The sequence below is a fragment of the Nocardioides sp. GY 10113 genome, from assembly GCF_004919105.1.
Lineage (GTDB): Bacteria > Actinomycetota > Actinomycetes > Propionibacteriales > Nocardioidaceae > Nocardioides.
In genome coordinates, this window is sequence record NZ_STGK01000004.1 from 246718 (window position 1) to 263383 (window position 16666).

14 protein-coding genes and 2 tRNA genes are annotated in these 16666 nt (G+C 72.0%); 6 read left to right on the plus strand and 10 right to left on the minus strand.

Annotated elements, in window-relative coordinates; translation table 11 throughout:
- Positions 1-8: 8 nt before the first annotated feature.
- The 4 genes from E8D34_RS07235 to E8D34_RS07250 all read right to left on the minus strand — a co-directional run bounded on the left by E8D34_RS07235 (position 9) and on the right by E8D34_RS07250 (position 4550).
- Complete coding sequence (locus tag E8D34_RS07235) at positions 9-1475, minus strand: MmgE/PrpD family protein (protein ID WP_136593939.1); 1467 nt, start codon at positions 1473-1475, stop codon at positions 9-11.
- On the minus strand, positions 1472-2347 hold the full coding sequence (locus E8D34_RS07240; RefSeq protein ID WP_240771193.1) for a cyclase family protein: 876 nt from the start codon (positions 2345-2347) through the stop codon (positions 1472-1474). The genes E8D34_RS07235 and E8D34_RS07240 overlap by 4 nt, the downstream gene beginning before the upstream one ends.
- Positions 2348-2370: 23 nt before the next feature.
- Entirely contained in the window at positions 2371-3564 is a 1194-nt protein-coding gene (locus tag E8D34_RS07245) for a CoA transferase (protein WP_136593940.1), read from the minus strand.
- A 110-nt stretch (positions 3565-3674) separates the two neighbouring features.
- Positions 3675-4550 carry a 3-methyladenine DNA glycosylase gene (locus tag E8D34_RS07250; protein WP_136593941.1) on the minus strand — a complete coding sequence of 292 codons (876 nt, stop codon included), beginning with the start codon at positions 4548-4550 and terminating at the stop codon, positions 3675-3677.
- Positions 4551-4582: 32 nt separating this feature from the next.
- On the opposite strand from E8D34_RS07250, the gene E8D34_RS07255 reads away from it, so the two are divergent.
- The 6 genes from E8D34_RS07255 (at position 4583) to E8D34_RS07280 (ending at position 8662) form a co-directional block, all read left to right on the plus strand.
- On the plus strand, positions 4583-5395 hold the full coding sequence (locus tag E8D34_RS07255; RefSeq protein ID WP_136593942.1) for a fumarylacetoacetate hydrolase family protein: 813 nt from the start codon (positions 4583-4585) through the stop codon (positions 5393-5395).
- Positions 5392-6870 carry a glutamate--tRNA ligase gene (gene gltX / locus E8D34_RS07260; protein WP_136593943.1) on the plus strand — a complete coding sequence of 493 codons (1479 nt, stop codon included), beginning with the start codon at positions 5392-5394 and terminating at the stop codon, positions 6868-6870. The genes E8D34_RS07255 and gltX overlap by 4 nt, the downstream gene beginning before the upstream one ends.
- The gene (locus tag E8D34_RS07265; protein ID WP_240771195.1) at positions 6857-7852 is read left to right on the plus strand and encodes a type II CAAX endopeptidase family protein; all 996 of its coding nucleotides are present in this window, start codon (positions 6857-6859) and stop codon (positions 7850-7852) included. Before gltX ends, E8D34_RS07265 begins: the two co-directional genes overlap by 14 nt.
- Before the next feature lie 75 nt (positions 7853-7927).
- Positions 7928-8002: transfer RNA gene (locus tag E8D34_RS07270), tRNA-Gln, on the plus strand.
- Between the two features lie 132 nt (positions 8003-8134).
- The gene (locus E8D34_RS07275; protein WP_136593944.1) at positions 8135-8431 is read left to right on the plus strand and encodes a hypothetical protein; all 297 of its coding nucleotides are present in this window, start codon (positions 8135-8137) and stop codon (positions 8429-8431) included.
- 158 nt (positions 8432-8589) lie between these two features.
- Positions 8590-8662: transfer RNA gene (locus tag E8D34_RS07280), tRNA-Glu, on the plus strand.
- Positions 8663-8896: 234 nt separating this feature from the next.
- Here E8D34_RS07280 and E8D34_RS07285 read toward each other — a convergent pair.
- The 6 genes from E8D34_RS07285 to E8D34_RS07310 all read right to left on the minus strand — a co-directional run bounded on the left by E8D34_RS07285 (position 8897) and on the right by E8D34_RS07310 (position 16625).
- Entirely contained in the window at positions 8897-10723 is a 1827-nt protein-coding gene (locus E8D34_RS07285) for a glycosyl hydrolase family 28-related protein (RefSeq protein WP_206056591.1), read from the minus strand.
- Between the two features lie 213 nt (positions 10724-10936).
- On the minus strand, positions 10937-12526 hold the full coding sequence (locus E8D34_RS07290) for a hypothetical protein (protein ID WP_136593946.1): 1590 nt from the start codon (positions 12524-12526) through the stop codon (positions 10937-10939).
- Positions 12527-12673: 147 nt separating this feature from the next.
- A complete protein-coding gene (locus E8D34_RS07295; RefSeq protein ID WP_136593947.1) occupies positions 12674-13957 on the minus strand; it encodes a HAMP domain-containing sensor histidine kinase in 1284 nt (427 codons plus the stop codon).
- A gap of 20 nt (positions 13958-13977) precedes the next feature.
- Positions 13978-14661, minus strand: coding sequence for a response regulator transcription factor (locus tag E8D34_RS07300; RefSeq protein ID WP_136593948.1), 684 nt, complete (start codon positions 14659-14661; stop codon positions 13978-13980).
- Positions 14662-14775: 114 nt separating this feature from the next.
- Positions 14776-15642 (minus strand): hypothetical protein, encoded by an 867-nt coding sequence (locus E8D34_RS07305; RefSeq protein ID WP_136593949.1) that lies wholly within the window; start codon positions 15640-15642, stop codon positions 14776-14778.
- Complete coding sequence (locus E8D34_RS07310) at positions 15639-16625, minus strand: hypothetical protein (protein ID WP_136593950.1); 987 nt, start codon at positions 16623-16625, stop codon at positions 15639-15641. Before E8D34_RS07310 ends, E8D34_RS07305 begins: the two co-directional genes overlap by 4 nt.
- Positions 16626-16666: the final 41 nt, after the last annotated feature.

The following is a 16666-nucleotide window of genomic DNA, read 5'->3' on the forward strand; positions in this document are numbered from 1 at the left end:
GGGTCTCCTCAGTTCTCGTTCTGGACGTCGGTGAAGCTGGCGAGCAGGGGCATCAGGTCGTCGATCGGGTCGGCGCCGGCGAGCCCCAGCACGCGGTCACGCACGGCGGCGGTGGTGGTGTCGGAGAGGCGGCCGGCGACGTTGTCGCGGAACTTGCGGCCGAGCTCGTCGGCGCTCAGCGGCCGCGCGGGGCCGCCCCGGTTGGTGAGCACCTCCTCGACGAGGGTCTCCCCGTCCGTGGTCACCACGGTGACCACGGCCGGGAACTGGTGCGGGTAGATCGCGTCGCAGCGCCGGTCGCCGACGACGGTCACCTTCGCCATCAGGTCCCGGCGTACCGGGTCGGTGGCCAGGGCGTCGGTGTAGTCGTCCAGGCCCACCGCGAGTCCGCCGCCGCCGATCAGGCCGGCCGCGAACGCGTACGGTCCGCTGAACTGCGCCTGGTAGCCGGTCTCCGGGGCCTGCTTGACCGCGAGCGGCTCCCCGATCGTGCGGACGGTGGAGGAGGCGACCCCGACGGTGACGGACGCGACCCGGTCGGGGGTGAGGCCGCGGGCGGCCAGCGCCCGACCGGCGTCGACGGTGGTGTGGGTGAAGTGGTTCGCGGGGTACGGCTTGAAGAAGATCCCCGGCACCGCCCAGTCCGTACCCAGGCCATCGGTGATCTCGGCCGGGAAGAACCGGCCGTGCAGCCAGGCCTCGAAGAAGCCGAACCGGCCCTCCAGCACGCTCGGCGGGCCGGTGAACCCGCGCCGCACCAGCTGCGCCGCGGTCACCGCGGACTGGGCGGCGATGCCGCAGTGCAGCCGCTTGACGGTGCCGCCGGTGCGGTTGGCCTCGATGATCCCCGACGCCATCGACGCGGTCAGGCCGAGCGCGTGCAGCACGTCCGCGGCCGCGTCGGTGGAGTCCGCGCCGTACAGCAGCGAGGTGGCCACCGCGCCGCCCATCGCGCCCGTGATCGAGGTGGCGTGCTGGCCGTGCTCGAAGAAGACCGAGTTGCCCAGCTCCGCGTCGTAGCCGGCCATCCCCAGCCGGACCGCGACCTCGAGCCCGACCGCGATCGCGCGGACCAGCTGCTCCCCGTCGGCGCCCACGTGCTCGGCGGCCGCCAGCGCCGCCGGCACCACCGACGCAGAGGGGTGCAGCACCGAGGGCAGGTGGGTGTCGTCGTAGTCGAGCGAGTGCGCCAGCACGCCGTTGGCCAGTGCTGCCTGGGCCGCGGTCACCCGCGTCGGGACGCCGACGATCGTGGCCTGCGCGTGGCCGCCCTGGTCGAGCACGTGGTCGACGATCATCGCGCTGGTCTCCAGGCGGTGCGCCGCGACGCAGAGGCCGAGCACGTCCAGGACCCGCTCCCGGACGCTGGCGGCGACCTGGTCCGGTACGCCGTCGCGATAGGCGGCGACGGCGAAGTCGGCCAGCGCGGCGCCGAGCGTCGGCGCGGCGGTTCCGAGCGGGGCTGCCACGGTCATCGGCCGACCACCGCCAGCGGGCGCACCGGCGAGCCGGTGGCGCCGTAGAACTTCAGCGGCGAGAGCACCAGCAGGAACTCGTGGACGCCCGCTGCGGCCAGCGCCTCGAGGTCCATCGCCTCGACGATGTAGATGCCGCGCTCGACCAGCAGCACCCGGTGCGCCGGCAGCAGCCCGTGGCCGGCGCCGGGGGCCAGCCGCTCGTAGGCGATCGTGTCCGCGCCGGTGGCGTGGATGCCGTGGTCCGCCAGCCAGGTGGCGCCGGCCTCGCCCACGCCGGGCACGCCGGTGCTCAGGCCGCGGTAGGTGTCGCCGTCGCCCGCGTCGAAGTGCTGGCCCCAGCCGGATCGGACCAGCACCACGTCGCCCGGGCGGATCGCGCTGCCCTGGCGCTCGGCGGTGGCGGTCAGGTCCGCGACGGTGATCTCCTGGCCGGCCTCCAGCCGGCCGACGCCCAGCGTCGTGGGCACGTCCAGGAGGACGCCGCGGCGGACCATCGGCTCGATCGTGTGGGCGCCGAGCTCGGCGTACCGGCCGCCCTGGAGCGCGGCGTCGGCGTCCAGGCCGCCGTACAGCTTGCCGTCCTGGGAGACGTGGGACAGCGCATCGATGTGGGTGCCGACGTGCGTGCCCATGCTGATCATGTCGTTGGCCGCCGAGCCGCCGTCGGCGCGCACCATGTCGCCGTGGCGGCGCGGCAGGGCGTGCCAGTACGCCGGGTGGTTCGGCGACTGCGGCATCCCGACGGTCAGGGTGCGGCCGAGGTCGAAGACCGTCAGCCCCTGCGCGACGGCGTCGAGCAGCAGCGCCGTCGTGTCAGTGGCGGCATCGGTGGCGGCATCGGGTGTGGGGGAGTGGGCGAGGTCGGTCACGGGCTTCCTTCTCGGTTTCCTGCTCAGGCGATCGCGCCGTCGGCGCGGAGCTGGGCGATGTCGTCGGGGGCGATGCCGAGCGCGGCGAGCACGTCGTCGGTGTCGGCGCCACAGTCGCGACCGGAGAACCGGATCGCGCCGGGCGTCTCGGACATCCGCCACATCACGTTGTGCTGCAGGACGGCGCCGAGGTCCTCGTCGGGCACCTCGACCAGCAGCCCGGCCTCCCGGACGTGCGGGTCCTCGACGATGTCGCGGGCGTCGTAGATCGGGGCGATCGCGGCGCCGGCCTCGGTGAAGGCGTCGACCACCTTCTCCCGGGTGCGCGCCCCGATCCAGCCGCCGACCATCGCGTCGAGCTCGTCGGCGTGCTCGGCGCGGCTGTGCCCGGCGGCGAACCAGGGCTCGTCGATCACCTCGGGGTGGCCGACCAGGCGCATCACCCGCTCGGCGATCGCCTGGGCGCTGGTGGAGATCGCCACCCAGTAGCCGTCGGCGGTGCGGTAGGTGTTGCGCGGCGCGTTGTTGGTGGACCGGTTGCCGTGCCGGGTGCCGATCGCTCCGGTCTGCTGGTAGACGCTGGGCCCGGGGCCGACCGCGGTCATGATCGGGCTGAGCAGGTCGAGGTCGATGACCTGGCCGCGTCCGTTCTGCTCGCGGGCGTAGAGCGCCATCGAGACCGCCGAGGAGGCGGCGATGCCGGCGATGGAGTCGGCCAGCCCGAAGGCCGGCAGCGTCGGCGGTCCGTCGGGCTGGCCGGTCAGGTGGGCGAAGCCGCTCATCGACTCCGCGAGGGTGCCGAACCCGGCGCGCGAGGCGTAGGGGCCGGTCTGGCCGAAGCCCGTGACCCGGACCAGGATCAGGCGCGGGTTGAGCTCGTGCAGGACGTCCGGGCCCAGTCCCCAACGCTCCAGCGTCCCCGGCCGGAAGTTCTCGACCACCACGTCGGCCTGGGCGGCGAGCGCCTTGAAGATGTCGGCGCCGTCGGGGTGGGAGAGGCTCAGCCCGATCGTGTGCTTGTTGCGGGCGATCTCCTTCCACCAGATCGGCACGCCGTCCTTGCTCGGGCCGTGGCCGCGCATCCCGTCGCCGGCGGTCGGGTGCTCGATCTTGATCACCTCGGCGCCGAAGTCGCCGAGGAGCTGGCAGGCCAGGGGGCCGGCGAGGATGGTCGAGGCGTCGATCACGCGGATGCCGGTCAGTGGGCCCTGGGTCATCGTCGTCCTGTCGTCGTCTCCAGCGAACGACAGAATCATATATCATCTACGAGTGCGCGCGAGCGTGCATCGGCACGAACCCGTGCCGTCGGGACCGGTGCGGCGGCGGGTCAGGCGAGGACGGCCGAGGCGCCGAGCAGCCGCTCGCACTCCGCGACCAGCCGTGCCCGCAGCGGCGCTGCGCGCTCGGTGAACGCGCGCTGCGCCTCGACGTACTCCCGCTTGCCCTCGGGCGTCTCGATCCGGATCGGCTCGAAGCCCAGCGCCGCGAGGTCGTACGGCGCCGCGCGCATGTCCATCACCCGGATCTCCCAGGCGAGCTCGAAGCAGTCGGCGACCAGGTCGGAGGAGACCAGCGGGGAGAGCCGGAAGGCGTGCTTGTAGAGGTCCATGCCGGCATGCAGGCAGCCCGGCTGCTCGAACGCGTCGCGGTCGTCGCGACCGGGGGAGAGCGCGTTGAGCGGTCGCGCCGGGGCGGTGAAGAACCGGAAGGCGTCGAAGTGCGAGCAGGCGATCCGGTGGCCCTCGACCACCTCGTCGGTGCCGGCCGGCCCGAGGCGCAGCGGCCAGGCGTTGTGCCGCAGCTCGTCGGTGGTCTGGCGGTAGACCATCGCCCACTCGTGCAGGCCGAAGCAGCCCAGGTGGGCCGGGCGGGCGGCGGTGGCGCGCAGCAGCCGGTGCAGGGTGGTCAGCAGGACCCGCTGCGAGGCCAGGTGTGCCTCGGTGACGGCCGCCGCTCCGCCCGGACCGACGTCGTAGCCCTTCAGCGCGGCGTGCTCGTCGGATCCGGCCAGCCCCACGCCGTACCCCGGGTGCCAGCGGCGCAGCTGCGCCGGGCGATAGGAGTAGTAGGTGAAGAGGAAGTCGAACACCGGGTGCTTGGTCCGCGCCTCGCGCCGGGCCAGGTGGGGTGCGGTGTAGCGATCGATCCGCGCCGCGTGTGACGCGGCCCGCTCCTGCCACTCGGCCCGCTCCAGCACCTCCACAGCGCCCCAGGGTAGGCCGATAGGCTCGCCGGGTGCGCATCGCCAGATTCACCACAGGGGAAGAGCCCGGCTTCGGGATCGTGACCGGGGACCTCGACGAGTACGGACAGCTGGGCGAGGACGCCCGGATCGTCGCGCTGGCCGGTGACCCGCTCTACGTCGGCATCAAGCTGCTGGAGCAGGAGTACCGGCTCGACCAGGTGAGGCTGCTGGCTCCGGTGCTGCCGCGGAGCAAGGTCGTCGGCGTCGGGCGCAACTACGCCGCGCATGCCGCCGAGATGGGCAACGAGGTGCCCGAGGAGCCGCTGCTCTTCCTCAAGCCCAACACCAGCGTGGTCGGCCCCGGCGACGCCATCTACTACCCGCGGCAGTCGCAGAACGTGCACTACGAGGGCGAGCTGGCCGTCGTGATCGGCCGGATCTGCCGCGACGTGCCCGCCGAGCAGGCCACCGACGTGATCTACGGCTACACGATCGGCAACGACGTCACCGCCCGCGACCTGCAACGCTCCGACGTCCAGTTCACCCGGGCCAAGGGCTTCGACTCGTTCTGCCCGCTCGGCCCCTGGATCGAGACCGACCTGGACCCGAACGACTTCTCCGAGGGGCGTCGGGTGCAGACCTACCTCAACGGCGACCTGGTGCAGGACGGCACCACCGCCGACATGGTCCACGACATCCCGTCCCTGATCGCCCACGTCTCCAGCGTCATGACGCTGCTGCCCGGCGACGTGATCCTCACCGGCACCCCCGAGGGCGTCGGTCCCATGAACATCGACGACGAGGTCGAGGTCAGCATCGAAGGCCTCGGCTCCCTCACGAACAAGGTGGAAGCACGAGCATGAGCACTGAGATCAGCAGCCCGGTCCGGGTCCGGATGGCCCCCTCGCCGACCGGCAGCCCCCACGTCGGCCTGGTCCGCACGGCCCTCTTCAACTGGGCCTTCGCCCGCCACCACGGCGGCACCTTCGTCTTCCGGATCGAGGACACCGACAAGGAGCGCAGCACCGACGAGTCGCTGGCCTCGATCCTCGACCTGATGCGCTGGCTCGGCCTGGACTGGGACGAGGGCCCGGAGGTCGGCGGCCCCTTCGCGCCGTACAAGCAGAGCGAGCGCTCCGACCTGTACGCCGACGCGCTGGCCCGGCTCAAGGAGAGCAGCCACACCTACGACTGCTACTGCACCAACGACGAGGCCGCGGCCCGCCGCAAGGCGGCCGGCTCCAAGGTGCAGGGGTACGACGGCTTCTGCCGGGAGCTGACCCAGGAGCAGGTCGACGCCTTCGTCGCCGAGGGACGCCAGCCCGTCGTGCGGTTCCGGATGCCCGACGGCTCGATCACCTGGAACGACCTGGTTCGCGGCGAGGTCACCTTCGAGACCGAGTTCGTGCCCGACTACGCGCTGTGCCGGGCCAACGGCGACCCGCTGTACACGCTGGTCAACCCCGTCGACGACGCGCTGATGGAGATCACCCACGTGCTGCGCGGCGAGGACCTGCTCTCCTCGACCCCGCGCCAGATCGCCCTGTACGAGGCGCTCAAGGAGGTCGGCATCGCGAAGGCGACGCCGGAGTTCGGCCACCTGCCCTACGTGATGGGCCAGGGCAACAAGAAGCTCTCCAAGCGCGACCCGGAGGCGCACGCGCTGGCCTACCGCGAGCAGGGCTTCATCCCCGAGGGGCTGCTGAACTACCTCGCGCTGCTCGGCTGGGCGATCGCCGCGGACCGTGACGTGTTCAGCCTGGAGGAGATGGTCGAGGCGTTCGAGATCGGCGACGTCAACCCGAACCCGGCACGCTTCGACCTGAAGAAGGCCGACGCGATCAACACCTCCCAGATGCAGCTGCTGTCGGTGGAGGAGATCACCCACCGGGCGCTGCCGTTCCTCAAGCGCGACGGCGTCGTCTCCGACCCGGTGAGCGACGCCGACGCGCAGCTGCTGGAGCTGGCGATGCCGCTGGTCGCCCGCCGGATCAACAAGCTCACCGAGGCCTCGGAGATGCTCGGCTTCCTTTTCGTCGACGAGGAGCACTTCACCCTCGACGAGGCCGACGCGGCCAAGCTGCTGGACGACCAGGGTCGGGAGGTGGTGGCCGCGGCCGTCGCCGCGCTCGAGCCGCTGGAGTCCTGGTCGACCGCGGCGATCCAGGAGGCCCTGCAGTCCAAGCTGACCGAGGAGCTCGGTCTGAAGCCCCGGGTCGCCTTCGGCCCGGTGCGGGTGGCCGCGACCGGTCGCCGGATCTCGCCGCCGCTCTTCGAGTCGCTGGAGCTGCTCGGTCGGGAGCGGGGCCTCGGCCGGCTGCGCCGTGCTGTCGGCTGAGGCCACCGCCCCGGCCGCGGCCGAGGCGGCGGAGGGGTTGCGGTACCACCGGCTGCTGGCCCGCGGGGCCCGTGGCGGGTGGCGCGCCCCGGTGGGTGTGGTCCTGCTGGCGGTCCTGGCCCTCGGGGGACAGTTCGTGCTGGTGAACGCGGTCGCCGTCGCGCTGCTGGTCGGCGGCGTCGACGTCGACCGGATCGGCGACCTGCTCGCCGGCGACCCGGTCACGCCGCTCTTCCTGGGTGTCGTCAACGCCGGGTGGGCGTTGGCCATCCCGTCGGTCTGGCTCGTCGTGTGGCTGGTGCACCGCCGCCGGACCGGGTGGTCGGCCTCGGTGGTCGGCCGGATCCGTTGGGGATGGCTGGCCGCCTGCCTCGGCGTGGCGCTGGGAGCGCTGGTCGTCACGCTGGTGGTCTCGGCACTCCTGCCCGTGCAGGGCGACGCCGGGATCGAGACCACCGGCTCGCTGAACCCCTGGACGGCGCAGACGCGCGACTTCGTCCTCGTCGTGCTCCTGCTCACCCCGCTGCAGGCGGCGGGGGAGGAGTACGCCTTCCGCGGCTACCTCACCCAGGCCAGCGGGCGCCTCTTCGGCCGCTGGGGCGACCGGGCGTCGATGGTGGTCGCGGTGCTGGTGCCGGCCACGCTGTTCGCGCTCGCCCACGGGCTCGGGCAGGATCTGCCGATCTTCTTCGACCGCTTCGCGTTCGGCGTCGTCGCCGGGGTGCTGGTGATCCTGACCGGTGGCCTCGAGGCCGGGATCGCGATGCACGTGCTCAACAACTTCTTCGCGTTCGGGCTCGCTCTGGCGTTCGGGGACATGACCTCGGCGCTGACCCCGACCGGCGGCACCTGGTGGAGCATCCCGGTGACCCTCACGCAGTCGGTGAGCTACCTGGTCGGGTGCCTCCTGCTGGCCCGCCTGATGCGGGTCGCGGATCGCGATGGTGGGGCCGTTTTGGAGGGGTCGCGGGCCCGCGTGTAGTGTTTCCCGTCGTTGGCCAGGCCACCGGAAACGGGGTCTGGGCGATGCACCGGAGAGCAATCTCCAGTGAACCGATGGTCTATGGTGTAATTGGCAGCACGACTGGTTCTGGTCCAGTTAGTCTAGGTTCGAGTCCTAGTAGACCAGCCAAGCAGGAGGCCGGGCAGATGCCCGGCTTCTTCTGTTTTTCCTTCCCCTCTCCGCTGTGCGGGCCCGATCCGCCGGGTGCGGATACCCCAGATGGGCGGCGACGCCGCGCGTCGCCGCTGCGACGCTCCTGGGATGGTCGTCGCGCGCCTCGCCCGGTCCGAGCGGCGCTCCGGCACGTCCGGACCGGCGCGCATCGCCGCCGAAGCGGTGGCGATGGCGCTGGCCGTCGCGATCGGGGCGTTCCTCGTCGCCCGCTGCGGGCTCTACTTCGGCTCCTTCTTCGCGGTCGTCGCCGTGTTCGCCAGCACGCTGCCGCGGCGCGGGGTCGACGGCCTGGTGACGCTGATCATCGCGCTCCCCGTGCTGGTGTTCGTCTGGGTGCTCATCGGGGCCGGTCTGTTCATGGCCCTCGACCTCGGGTTCGACTGAGGCCTCGGTGGTCCGCCCCGGGGCGGCGTCGCACCCGGATCGCGCCGGGGGGACGCAGGTCACAGGCGTGGAGGGTGTCCCGATTTGGCCCTCCCGCGACGGGTCCCCTAATGTTCTACATGTCGCCGCGAGGGAAACCGAGCGGAGGACACAGATAAGCCCCCGTTGTGTAGCGGCCTAGCACGCCGCCCTCTCAAGGCGGTAGCGCCGGTTCGAATCCGGTCGGGGGTACATCATCCGGAGACGGGCCTGATCGGCGGAGACGCCGGGCGGGCCCGTTTCTGCTTTTCCTCGATATCCGCCCGAGATCGGCGGGCGGCACTCTCCTGCACCACACTGTCTGCCGCACTGGGTGGCCCTTCGCGTTGCCTCCGGACCATGGCATCGGACTCGTGCCGACGTCGACGGGTCGACCGGAGCCGCGGACGCGCCCATGGCGCCGCCGTGCGCTGCCCCTGCCGCGGGCTAGGGGTAGGTCACGACCGTCACCGGGACGTCCGCGTTCGCGATCGTCGAGGGTCCGCCGGTGCCGTTGATGACGTTGCGGATGCCGCCCATCCCGGCACCCGGGTCGAGGAAGACCGTGAGCAGGTCGTGCATCCGGACGCCGGGGGTGTTCGGCACCTCGAACGCGTTCGAGGCGAAGATGTCGACGCCCTGGTTGAAGAAGCTGTAGGACCCCATCCCGTAGCCGGTGAAGTGCTTCACGTGCGGCGAGACGACGAACGCGGGATACCCCTCCTCGGTCGGGCTGGCTCGCCAGGCTTCCTGGCTCGGCGGGTCGTAGGGCATCTCGTTCTGGAAGAAGACCACGGTGCCGTTCTCGCCGTTCCAGATGACCTCGGTCTTCTGGTAGTGCTCGACGAACAGGCCGGTCGCGGTGACGTCGTCACCGTTGACGATCAGGCCGGAGTCGGCGGTGTTCTGCGTCCAGCCGACGCCGCTGCCGTGGTCGGCGCGCCACGCCCAGATGTCGTCGAGGATGACGTGGTCGCTGTTGACCTCCAGGCTGACCTCGGCCTTGCCGACGTACGGTCCGCCGATCCGGAAGAAGACGTCCTGGAGGGCGGTCGGGTTGCCGGGGTCGCTCCAGCCGTTGTGCTCGCGGGCCTGGCTGCCGGCCGCGCGCTGGGTCCCGACGCGCAGGAGGACGGGCGAGCTCTGCGCGCCGGCATCGAACGTCACGCCGGCGATGTCCACTCCCGGTACGTCGGCGACGGTCATCGGCACGACGCCGTTCTTCGGGGTGAGCGAGGCCAGGCCGAGGCCGAGCACCACCGTGTCCGCCCGCTTGACGCGGATGGTCTGGGTGATGTCGTACACACCCGGGGTGAACAGCAGGTTCTTGCCTCGCGCCAGCTGTGCATTGATGGTCTGCGCGGAGTCGGACGGGCGCGCGACGAAGAAGTCGGAGAGGTCGATCGAGCGGCCCGGCGTCAGCCCCGAGGACCACGTGTGACCGCTGGAGTCGGTGACCGCCGCGGGCACGAAGACGTGGTATCCGGACGAGTCGGCGTAGAGGTACGGCTTCTCGCGGCTCGCCGGGGTCGTCGGCAGGGTGGTGTACGGCCCACCGCACGAGGGATCGGCGGGGAAGCACTGGGGCGGGGCACCCGGGGAGCCGGAGAAGACTTGGTTCCAGACCCCGTTGCTCCAGCCGTTCAACGACGTGTTGCGCACGTAGAACTGCTGCTGGGAGCCGTTGATGACCAGAGCGTCGAACGCGGAGTCGGCGATGAAGCCCCCGCTCGCGAACGACGGGTTGGTGCAGTAGTCCATCAGGGTGGTCTGGCCCTTGACGTGCACCCGGCGCAGGGGCGCGGCCTGGGAGACGGCCCAGAACTGGCCGGAGTAGCAGCCGAAGTCCGGGGTGGTGACGTTGATGGTGAGGTTGGACATCGAACGCCAGAAGTTGTTCAGCGCGAAGCACCCGTTGGTGCCGCACTGGTTCCGCACGTAGACCGAGCCGTTGATGGTGACGTCGCCGGGTGACCTCCCGAGGCCGGCCACCTCGGTGTAGTAGCCGACCTGGAAGTTCAGCGGCTCGTCCGGGGTGCCGTAGGTGCCCGGCTCGAAGAGCAGCGCCACCCTCTCGGCGCCGAACTCGTTGCCCACCTGCTCGTTCGCCACCTGGTCGACGACGGCCCGGATCTGGCCGACCGACATGGAGGGGTCGAAGACGTGCACGTTCGGGCCCAGGTCCACGTCCGTGGACGGTGGTGCAGCCGCGGGCGCCGCGTTCGCCGGCGTCGTGGCCGCGGCCGACAGCACCGTGGCCAGCGCGAGTGCCACCGCGCCGATGCCCGCGGCGAGAAGCCGGTGCCGGCGCCTTCCCGGTTCACGTGTGCCGGTCGCTCGTCCTCCGCCGATGGAGCCCATGGAGCCCATGCTCCTCCCCACGGCCCCTCGCGGCAACGGGGAGGAGGAACCCGCCGGGCGTGACGGGCCGACGCGGCACTGCGCTCGGGCTGCACGCCTGTTGGGACGGCGTCGATCCCGGCCCGGTCAGGCAGCCGGGAACGCGGCCTTCCGCACCTGCTGCTGGCCGAAGTCGGCCGCCCACCCGCCGGCGTTGTTCTCGACGTCGCGGAGCAGCAGCCGCGAGTGAGCGTCGTACCGGTCCATCCAGCGCTGGGTCTGGCTCCGGGCCTCCCCGCGCCAGTAGTCGTACTGCATCTTGTACCAGGCGTCGGCCTCCTTCTGGCTGTCCTGGTTCGTCCGCCAGCCGTACCAGGGCGACCAGTCCTGGCGCACGGCCCGGTCCTTCTTGGTGATGTTGATGGTCCGCTCGCGGTAGTCGTTGCCGCGGATCTCGCCGATGTTCGCCCGCAGCTCGTAGCTGGTGTAGCGGGTGAGAGCGCCGCCCGAGGTCTGCTTGTGGTTGTGGAAGGAGTCGTAGTACACGTACGACGTCGGGATGGCGCGGTCCTCGAGGTACCGCTGCAGCGTCACCCCGCCGTGCTTGGCCGGGTCGTAACCGTTCGCCATGCCCCGCAGCGCCGGCTCGAGGACGTCGCGGCGCAGCCCGTTGTGGCGCGACCAGCCGTTGCCCTGCACCTGCTCGGTGCTCCACGCCGAGAACAGACGCGCGCCGTTCCTGGCCTGGACGACCGGCTCCCCGGTCGGCGGGGTGACGTCCGGGGTGACGCCGGAGGCGTAGAGCTCCATCGTGGCGGCGATGGCGTCGGTGGTGAGCCGGTTGCGGGTGACCGCGACGGTGCCGTCCTGGTCCCACTCGGTCAACAGGTCCATGGCCGCCAGCCCCTGGGCGTACGCCGCCCGGTAGCCGTCGCGGACCTCGTCGACCTGCTCGTAGTACTCCCACTCGAAGTCGGTCACCGTGGAGGCGTCGGCCGCCTTCATCATCAGCGGGATCGTGCCGGTGACCGGGTTGGAGGCGAGGAAGTCAAGCTCGCCCATCGACGTGTTGACCACCAGCGCCATGTCGGAGACGTTCTTCTCCGACGGGGTCAGGTCGTTCTCCACCCAGTCGGCCACGGAGCGGGCGGCGGTGTCGATCCGGCTGGCCGCGATGCCGGCCTGGGTGTAGGAGTTGTAGAAGTTCGTCTTGTCCTGGCCGTGCAGCACCTCGTGCATCAGCTGCAGGATGCGGGTGACGTCGGCCTGCAGGGCCGACATCGAGTGCCCGAGCTGGCGCAGCGCATCGCTGACGTCGGCGCCGGAGCCGAGGCCCAGGCCGGCGATCACCTCGTCGAGCGCCCAGCCGGTGCCCGAGGAGAACGCCTCGCTCAGCAGCCGGCCGCCGAAGTCCTTGGCCAGGGTCGTCGGCCCGGCGCTGGCGGTCGCCGCGGGTGCCTCGGCCAGCATGCCGTCGGCGCGCAGGCGGTCCAGCGCCGCTGCCACCCGCTGCTCGTCCTTCTCCCGGTCCTCGGCGGACCCGGTGGTGGGTGCGACGCCGGTCGCTGCTGTCGGGGAGGGCGCGGCGGTCGCAGCGCCGAGGTCGATCGCGGAGAGCGCGAGCGGAGTGCTCAGCAACAGGATCGCGCCGCGCACGGACGTGCGCTTGAGCGGGGACATGCCTGCCGCCGCGGGGGTCCGGCGGCCGTCGACCTTCGGTTCGGTGGTGGTGCTCATCTCGTCCTCTCGGTGGTGAGGCCCCCGGGGTGGGATCGCCTCGTCCCCTCCACGGTCGATGAGCGCTGCCGAACGTGACCTGCGGCGAACCTGAACTCTTCCTCAACCGGGCGCCCGGCACGGCGCGGGTGCCTCGGTGCGGCGCCGTCAGCCGTCGACCACGGGGAGCGTGGCGCGGGCGCGGGCGCCACCGATGGGGGCGCGCTCGAGGTGCAACGCCCCACCGGTCCGCTCGACCGTGCGCCGCGCGATGTCGAGTCCGAGCCCCGTGGACTCGCCCGGGCTCACACCGCGTCGTGGCGGCGTACCGGTGGGGAAGCCCGGCCCGGCGTCGTCGACCACGAGCTCGACCGCTGCCCCGGCGGTGTCGGCCACGGCCACCTGGACCGGGGTGCCCGGCGGGGTGTGGTGCAGCGCGTTGGAGACGAGGGCGTCGACCACCGCCTCGAGGTCCTCGGCGTCGACCGCCACCCGGCGCGCGCCGTCCGGGCCGATCGCGACAGTGAGGCTGCGGTCGCCGTCACGTGCGACGTCGGACCAGTCGGCGATGCGGTCCGCGACCACGGTGCACAGGTCGCACGACGCGGCCGTCCCGGCAACGGGCTGGCCGGATGCGTGACGGAGGTCGAGGATGACGTCGGTCAGGGTGCGCTCGAGCCGGTCGACTCGCTCGGCCAGCCGGTGCGTGGCGGGGGAGTCCGGCAGTGCCTCGACCTCGAGGTGCAGCGCGGTCACCGGGGTGCGCAGCCGGTGGGCCAGGTCCGCCCCCGACTCGCGTTCGCGGGCCAGCAGTCGGTCCACCTCGTCGGCGAGCCGGTTGAAGGTGGTGGCGAGGTCGCGTAGCTCGGGCGGCCCCTCTGGCGTCGCACGGGCCGTGAGGTCCCCGCCGCCGAGCCGCCGGGCGGTCCTCGTGAGCCGGACGGTCGGCGTGGCGATCGAGCGCGCCGCCAGGAGACCGGTGGCACCGCCCACCAGGATCGCGAACCCGGTGCTGAGCGCCAGCACGACCAGGATCCGTCGCGGGGCGGGGGCGGTCGCGTCGTCGGCGGCCGAGGCCCGGACCACCCGCGGCGCGGCTCCGCCGTCGTCCGCGGGATCGCCGGGCAGGTCGACGATGATCCGGTGGCCCACGGTGGTGACCACCCGTTCGCCCCCGAACGCCTCCGCTACCCGGCGGTCCGCGGCCTCGTCGGTGCCGACCGCCGTGCCGTCCGGCCAGAAGACGGCGATGCTGACGCCGGGGTGCCCGTCCTCGAACCGGCCGATCGCGGACCGGATCTCTCCCGGGGGAGCGTCGGGGGTCACCGCGCTGTCGAAGGTGGTCGCCGCGATCACCAGGTCCTGCACCGCCGCGTCGTGGCGGACGGTGCGCAGCAGGAGCAGCAGCGGGACCAGGAAGACGAGCACCACCGCGACGGTCGTCAGGGCCATGATCGACCCGAGCCGGCGCCTCACGGGTCGGCGGGCCGGGCGAGCTTCACGCCGACGCCGCGGATCACGTGGAGGTACCTCGGTTCGGCGCTGGTCTCCCCGAGCCGGCGACGCAGCGCCGAGACGTGGACGTCGATGGTGGAGTCGGTCGAGGAGATCGGGTGGTCCCAGACCTGCTGGGCGATGGTGCGTCGGGAGACCACCTCGCCGGGACGGGATGCCAGCAGTCGCAGCAGCGCGAACTCCTTGGGCCGCATCTCGATCCGTACGCCGTCCAGCGTGACCTCGTGCGCGCCCGGGTCGATGACGAGGCCGCCGACCTGGATCACCGGGTCGCGGTCGGCGCGCTCCCGGCGGAGCAGGGCGTGGATCCGGGCGTCGAGGTGGCGTCCAGAGAACGGCTTGACCACGTAGTCGTCCGCCCCGCCCTCCAGCGCCCGGACGATGGTCGGCTCGTCGTCCCGTGCGGTGGCGACGATCAGGGGGAGGTCGCTGAAGCCGCGGACCATCCGAAGGACGTCCAGCCCGTCGAGGTCGGGCAGGCCGAGGTCGAGCACGGCCACGTCGGGCGGGGTGTCGACCAGCAGCGCCAGCGCCTCCGACGCCCGGTGCGCGACCGACACCAGCCGTCCCCGCTGGCGCAGCACCTGGGCCAGGGAGGCGGCGATCTGCTCGTCGTCCTCGATCAGCAGCACATGTGTCACTTCGGACCCCCACGGGGTGGCGCCGGCCGCCCCGGGCCGTGCGCCTGGGAGCGACGTGCGGATCACCCGATGCTAGACGAGCGCGGCCGTCCGTACCGACCGCCGGTGTGCGGGCTAGAGCTCGATCAGGCCGCCGCCGGGCTCGCCGCCGCCGGGCTCGCCGCCGCCGGGCTCGCCGCCGCCGGGCTCGCCGCCGCCGCTCTCGCCGCCGTCACCCGTGCCCTTGCCCTCGCCACCCGTGCCGTCACCGTCTCGCGTGCCTTCGCCGCCGTCACCGTCACCGCCACCCGCACCCGTGCCCTCGCCACCGTCGGTCGTCGCGCCCAGTCGGTGGCTGGCGATCGCGATGCCGCCGGAGTCGACGTTCTCGGGGGTCACGCCGGACTGCCAGGGCGCCACGATGGCGGCCTCGACGCGGTGGCGGACGAGGTCGACCGGGATGCTCGTTCCGGAGGCCTCGAGCTCGATGCCGCAGCACTGGATGTGCTCCCACAGGCACTGGCCGAGGTTGTCCAGGGCGGTCTTGGTCTCCGCCGCGACGTCGTCGCGCGCGCAGAGCTCGGTGAGTGGCCCCTTGGTGAGGGCCGCCAGCTCGTCGTAGGCCGTGGACCCCGCCTTGCGCATCTCGGCCGGGATCGTCGTGGCGTATCCGTCCGGCATCTCGGGCCGGAGTGCCGCCCAGCGCTCGAGGTTCTCCTGGACGCGGGTGAAGCGCGCCTTGAGGTCCCCGAGCTCGTTGCCATCGACCCCGTCGTCGAACCGGAGCTCCTGGAACGCCTCCCGCCAGACCCGGTAGGAATACCAGTCCTCCCTCTCTGCCGGCGGGTCGAGGAAGCCGTCAAGGACCTTCTCGGAGGCGATCAGCCCGTCGGGGACGTTGTCGAGAACCGTCTTGGCGGTCCTGTCGAACGGGAAGGAGGCGCGGCCCCGATCCACCGTGGGGTTCCCGACGGTGGCGGCCCATGCGCGCCAGTCAGTCATGCCGGGGTCACCCTGCCCTTCGCGAAGTCGACGTCGAACGCCCAGGAGAACTCGTGGGACCACGGCAGCGCGATGTACGAGCCGGTCACGACGCCCAAGGTCTGCATCGGGTAGTCACCTGGACCCCGGGTCAGGTCGTAGTCGCCGGGCCTGACCAGTGCCGTTCCCTCCCCGACCAGCTGGACCTTCTGGCCGACCGGGTTCTTGAACCAGTGCGCGGGCGCATTGCTCCACCAGATCACCTTCGCCATCCACACGGTGACCGAGACGTGCAGCCGCGCGGTCCTCGGGTACTGCTTCTGCGGCGCGAGCGCCTTGAAGGACGCCGCTGTGACGAGCGGGAGGTTGCCCGCGGCGCGCGGTGGGAGGCCGGCCAGGTACTGGTCCGATCCCACCAGGCTGAACGGGTTCACGTACGGGCCCGCGTTGCTCAGGCGCAGGGGGAAGCGCTGGTGCACCACCTCGCTGCCGCCGAGGTTGCTCTTGTGGCTGGTGTGGCTCTCGGTCTCGAAGTCCTGGTAGCCGCGCGATGCCGACTGCGAGGCCGACCACGACTCGCTCGCGGTCAGCTGGTGTCCGAAGAACCCCACGGTCGTGCTGCTGGACGTGGAGGAGGACCCGGACCCGCCGGCCGACGACGGCTGGGGGGTCTCGGTGTCGACGGCGTAGGCGCCGTCGTCGAACCACAGCCTGGTGTCGACCGAGTGCGTGTAGTACCCGCGGCACTCGCGGGTGTTTCCACCCATCTGGCCCGGGGAGAACGTGCTCCCCGCGGCGAGGTCGGCCACGACGTAGTACTCGTTGGCGCTGTCGGTGTCGTTCGCGTCGACGGCCTGCACGTAGCCCGCGACGTTCATCTGGAGCAGGACGCTGGCCTGCTGCCCGCCGGAGTCCGCCTCTCCCATCCTGGGGGTCTGCGCCGCGGTCGTGCCCCCGACCGTCACCGTGCCCCACTTGATCTTCGTCCCGGTTCGCAGCGGCACCGTTGCCTCCTGGCTGAGAGGGGTGGAGCCATCGCACCTAA

Excerpts from the sequence above, each read along its gene's own strand:
- E8D34_RS07295 (WP_136593947.1), bottom strand. The coding sequence starts at position 13,957 with ATGGCCCTGACGACCGTCGCGGTGGTGCTCGTCTTCCTGGTCCCGCTG.
- E8D34_RS07235 (WP_136593939.1), bottom strand. The coding sequence starts at position 1,475 with ATGACCGTGGCAGCCCCGCTCGGAACCGCCGCGCCGACGCTCGGCGCC.
- E8D34_RS07275 (WP_136593944.1), top strand. The coding sequence starts at position 8,135 with ATGGTCGTCGCGCGCCTCGCCCGGTCCGAGCGGCGCTCCGGCACGTCC.
- gltX (WP_136593943.1), top strand. The coding sequence starts at position 5,392 with ATGAGCACTGAGATCAGCAGCCCGGTCCGGGTCCGGATGGCCCCCTCG.
- E8D34_RS07290 (WP_136593946.1), bottom strand. The coding sequence starts at position 12,526 with ATGAGCACCACCACCGAACCGAAGGTCGACGGCCGCCGGACCCCCGCG.
- E8D34_RS07305 (WP_136593949.1), bottom strand. The coding sequence starts at position 15,642 with ATGACTGACTGGCGCGCATGGGCCGCCACCGTCGGGAACCCCACGGTG.
- E8D34_RS07245 (WP_136593940.1), bottom strand. The coding sequence starts at position 3,564 with ATGACCCAGGGCCCACTGACCGGCATCCGCGTGATCGACGCCTCGACC.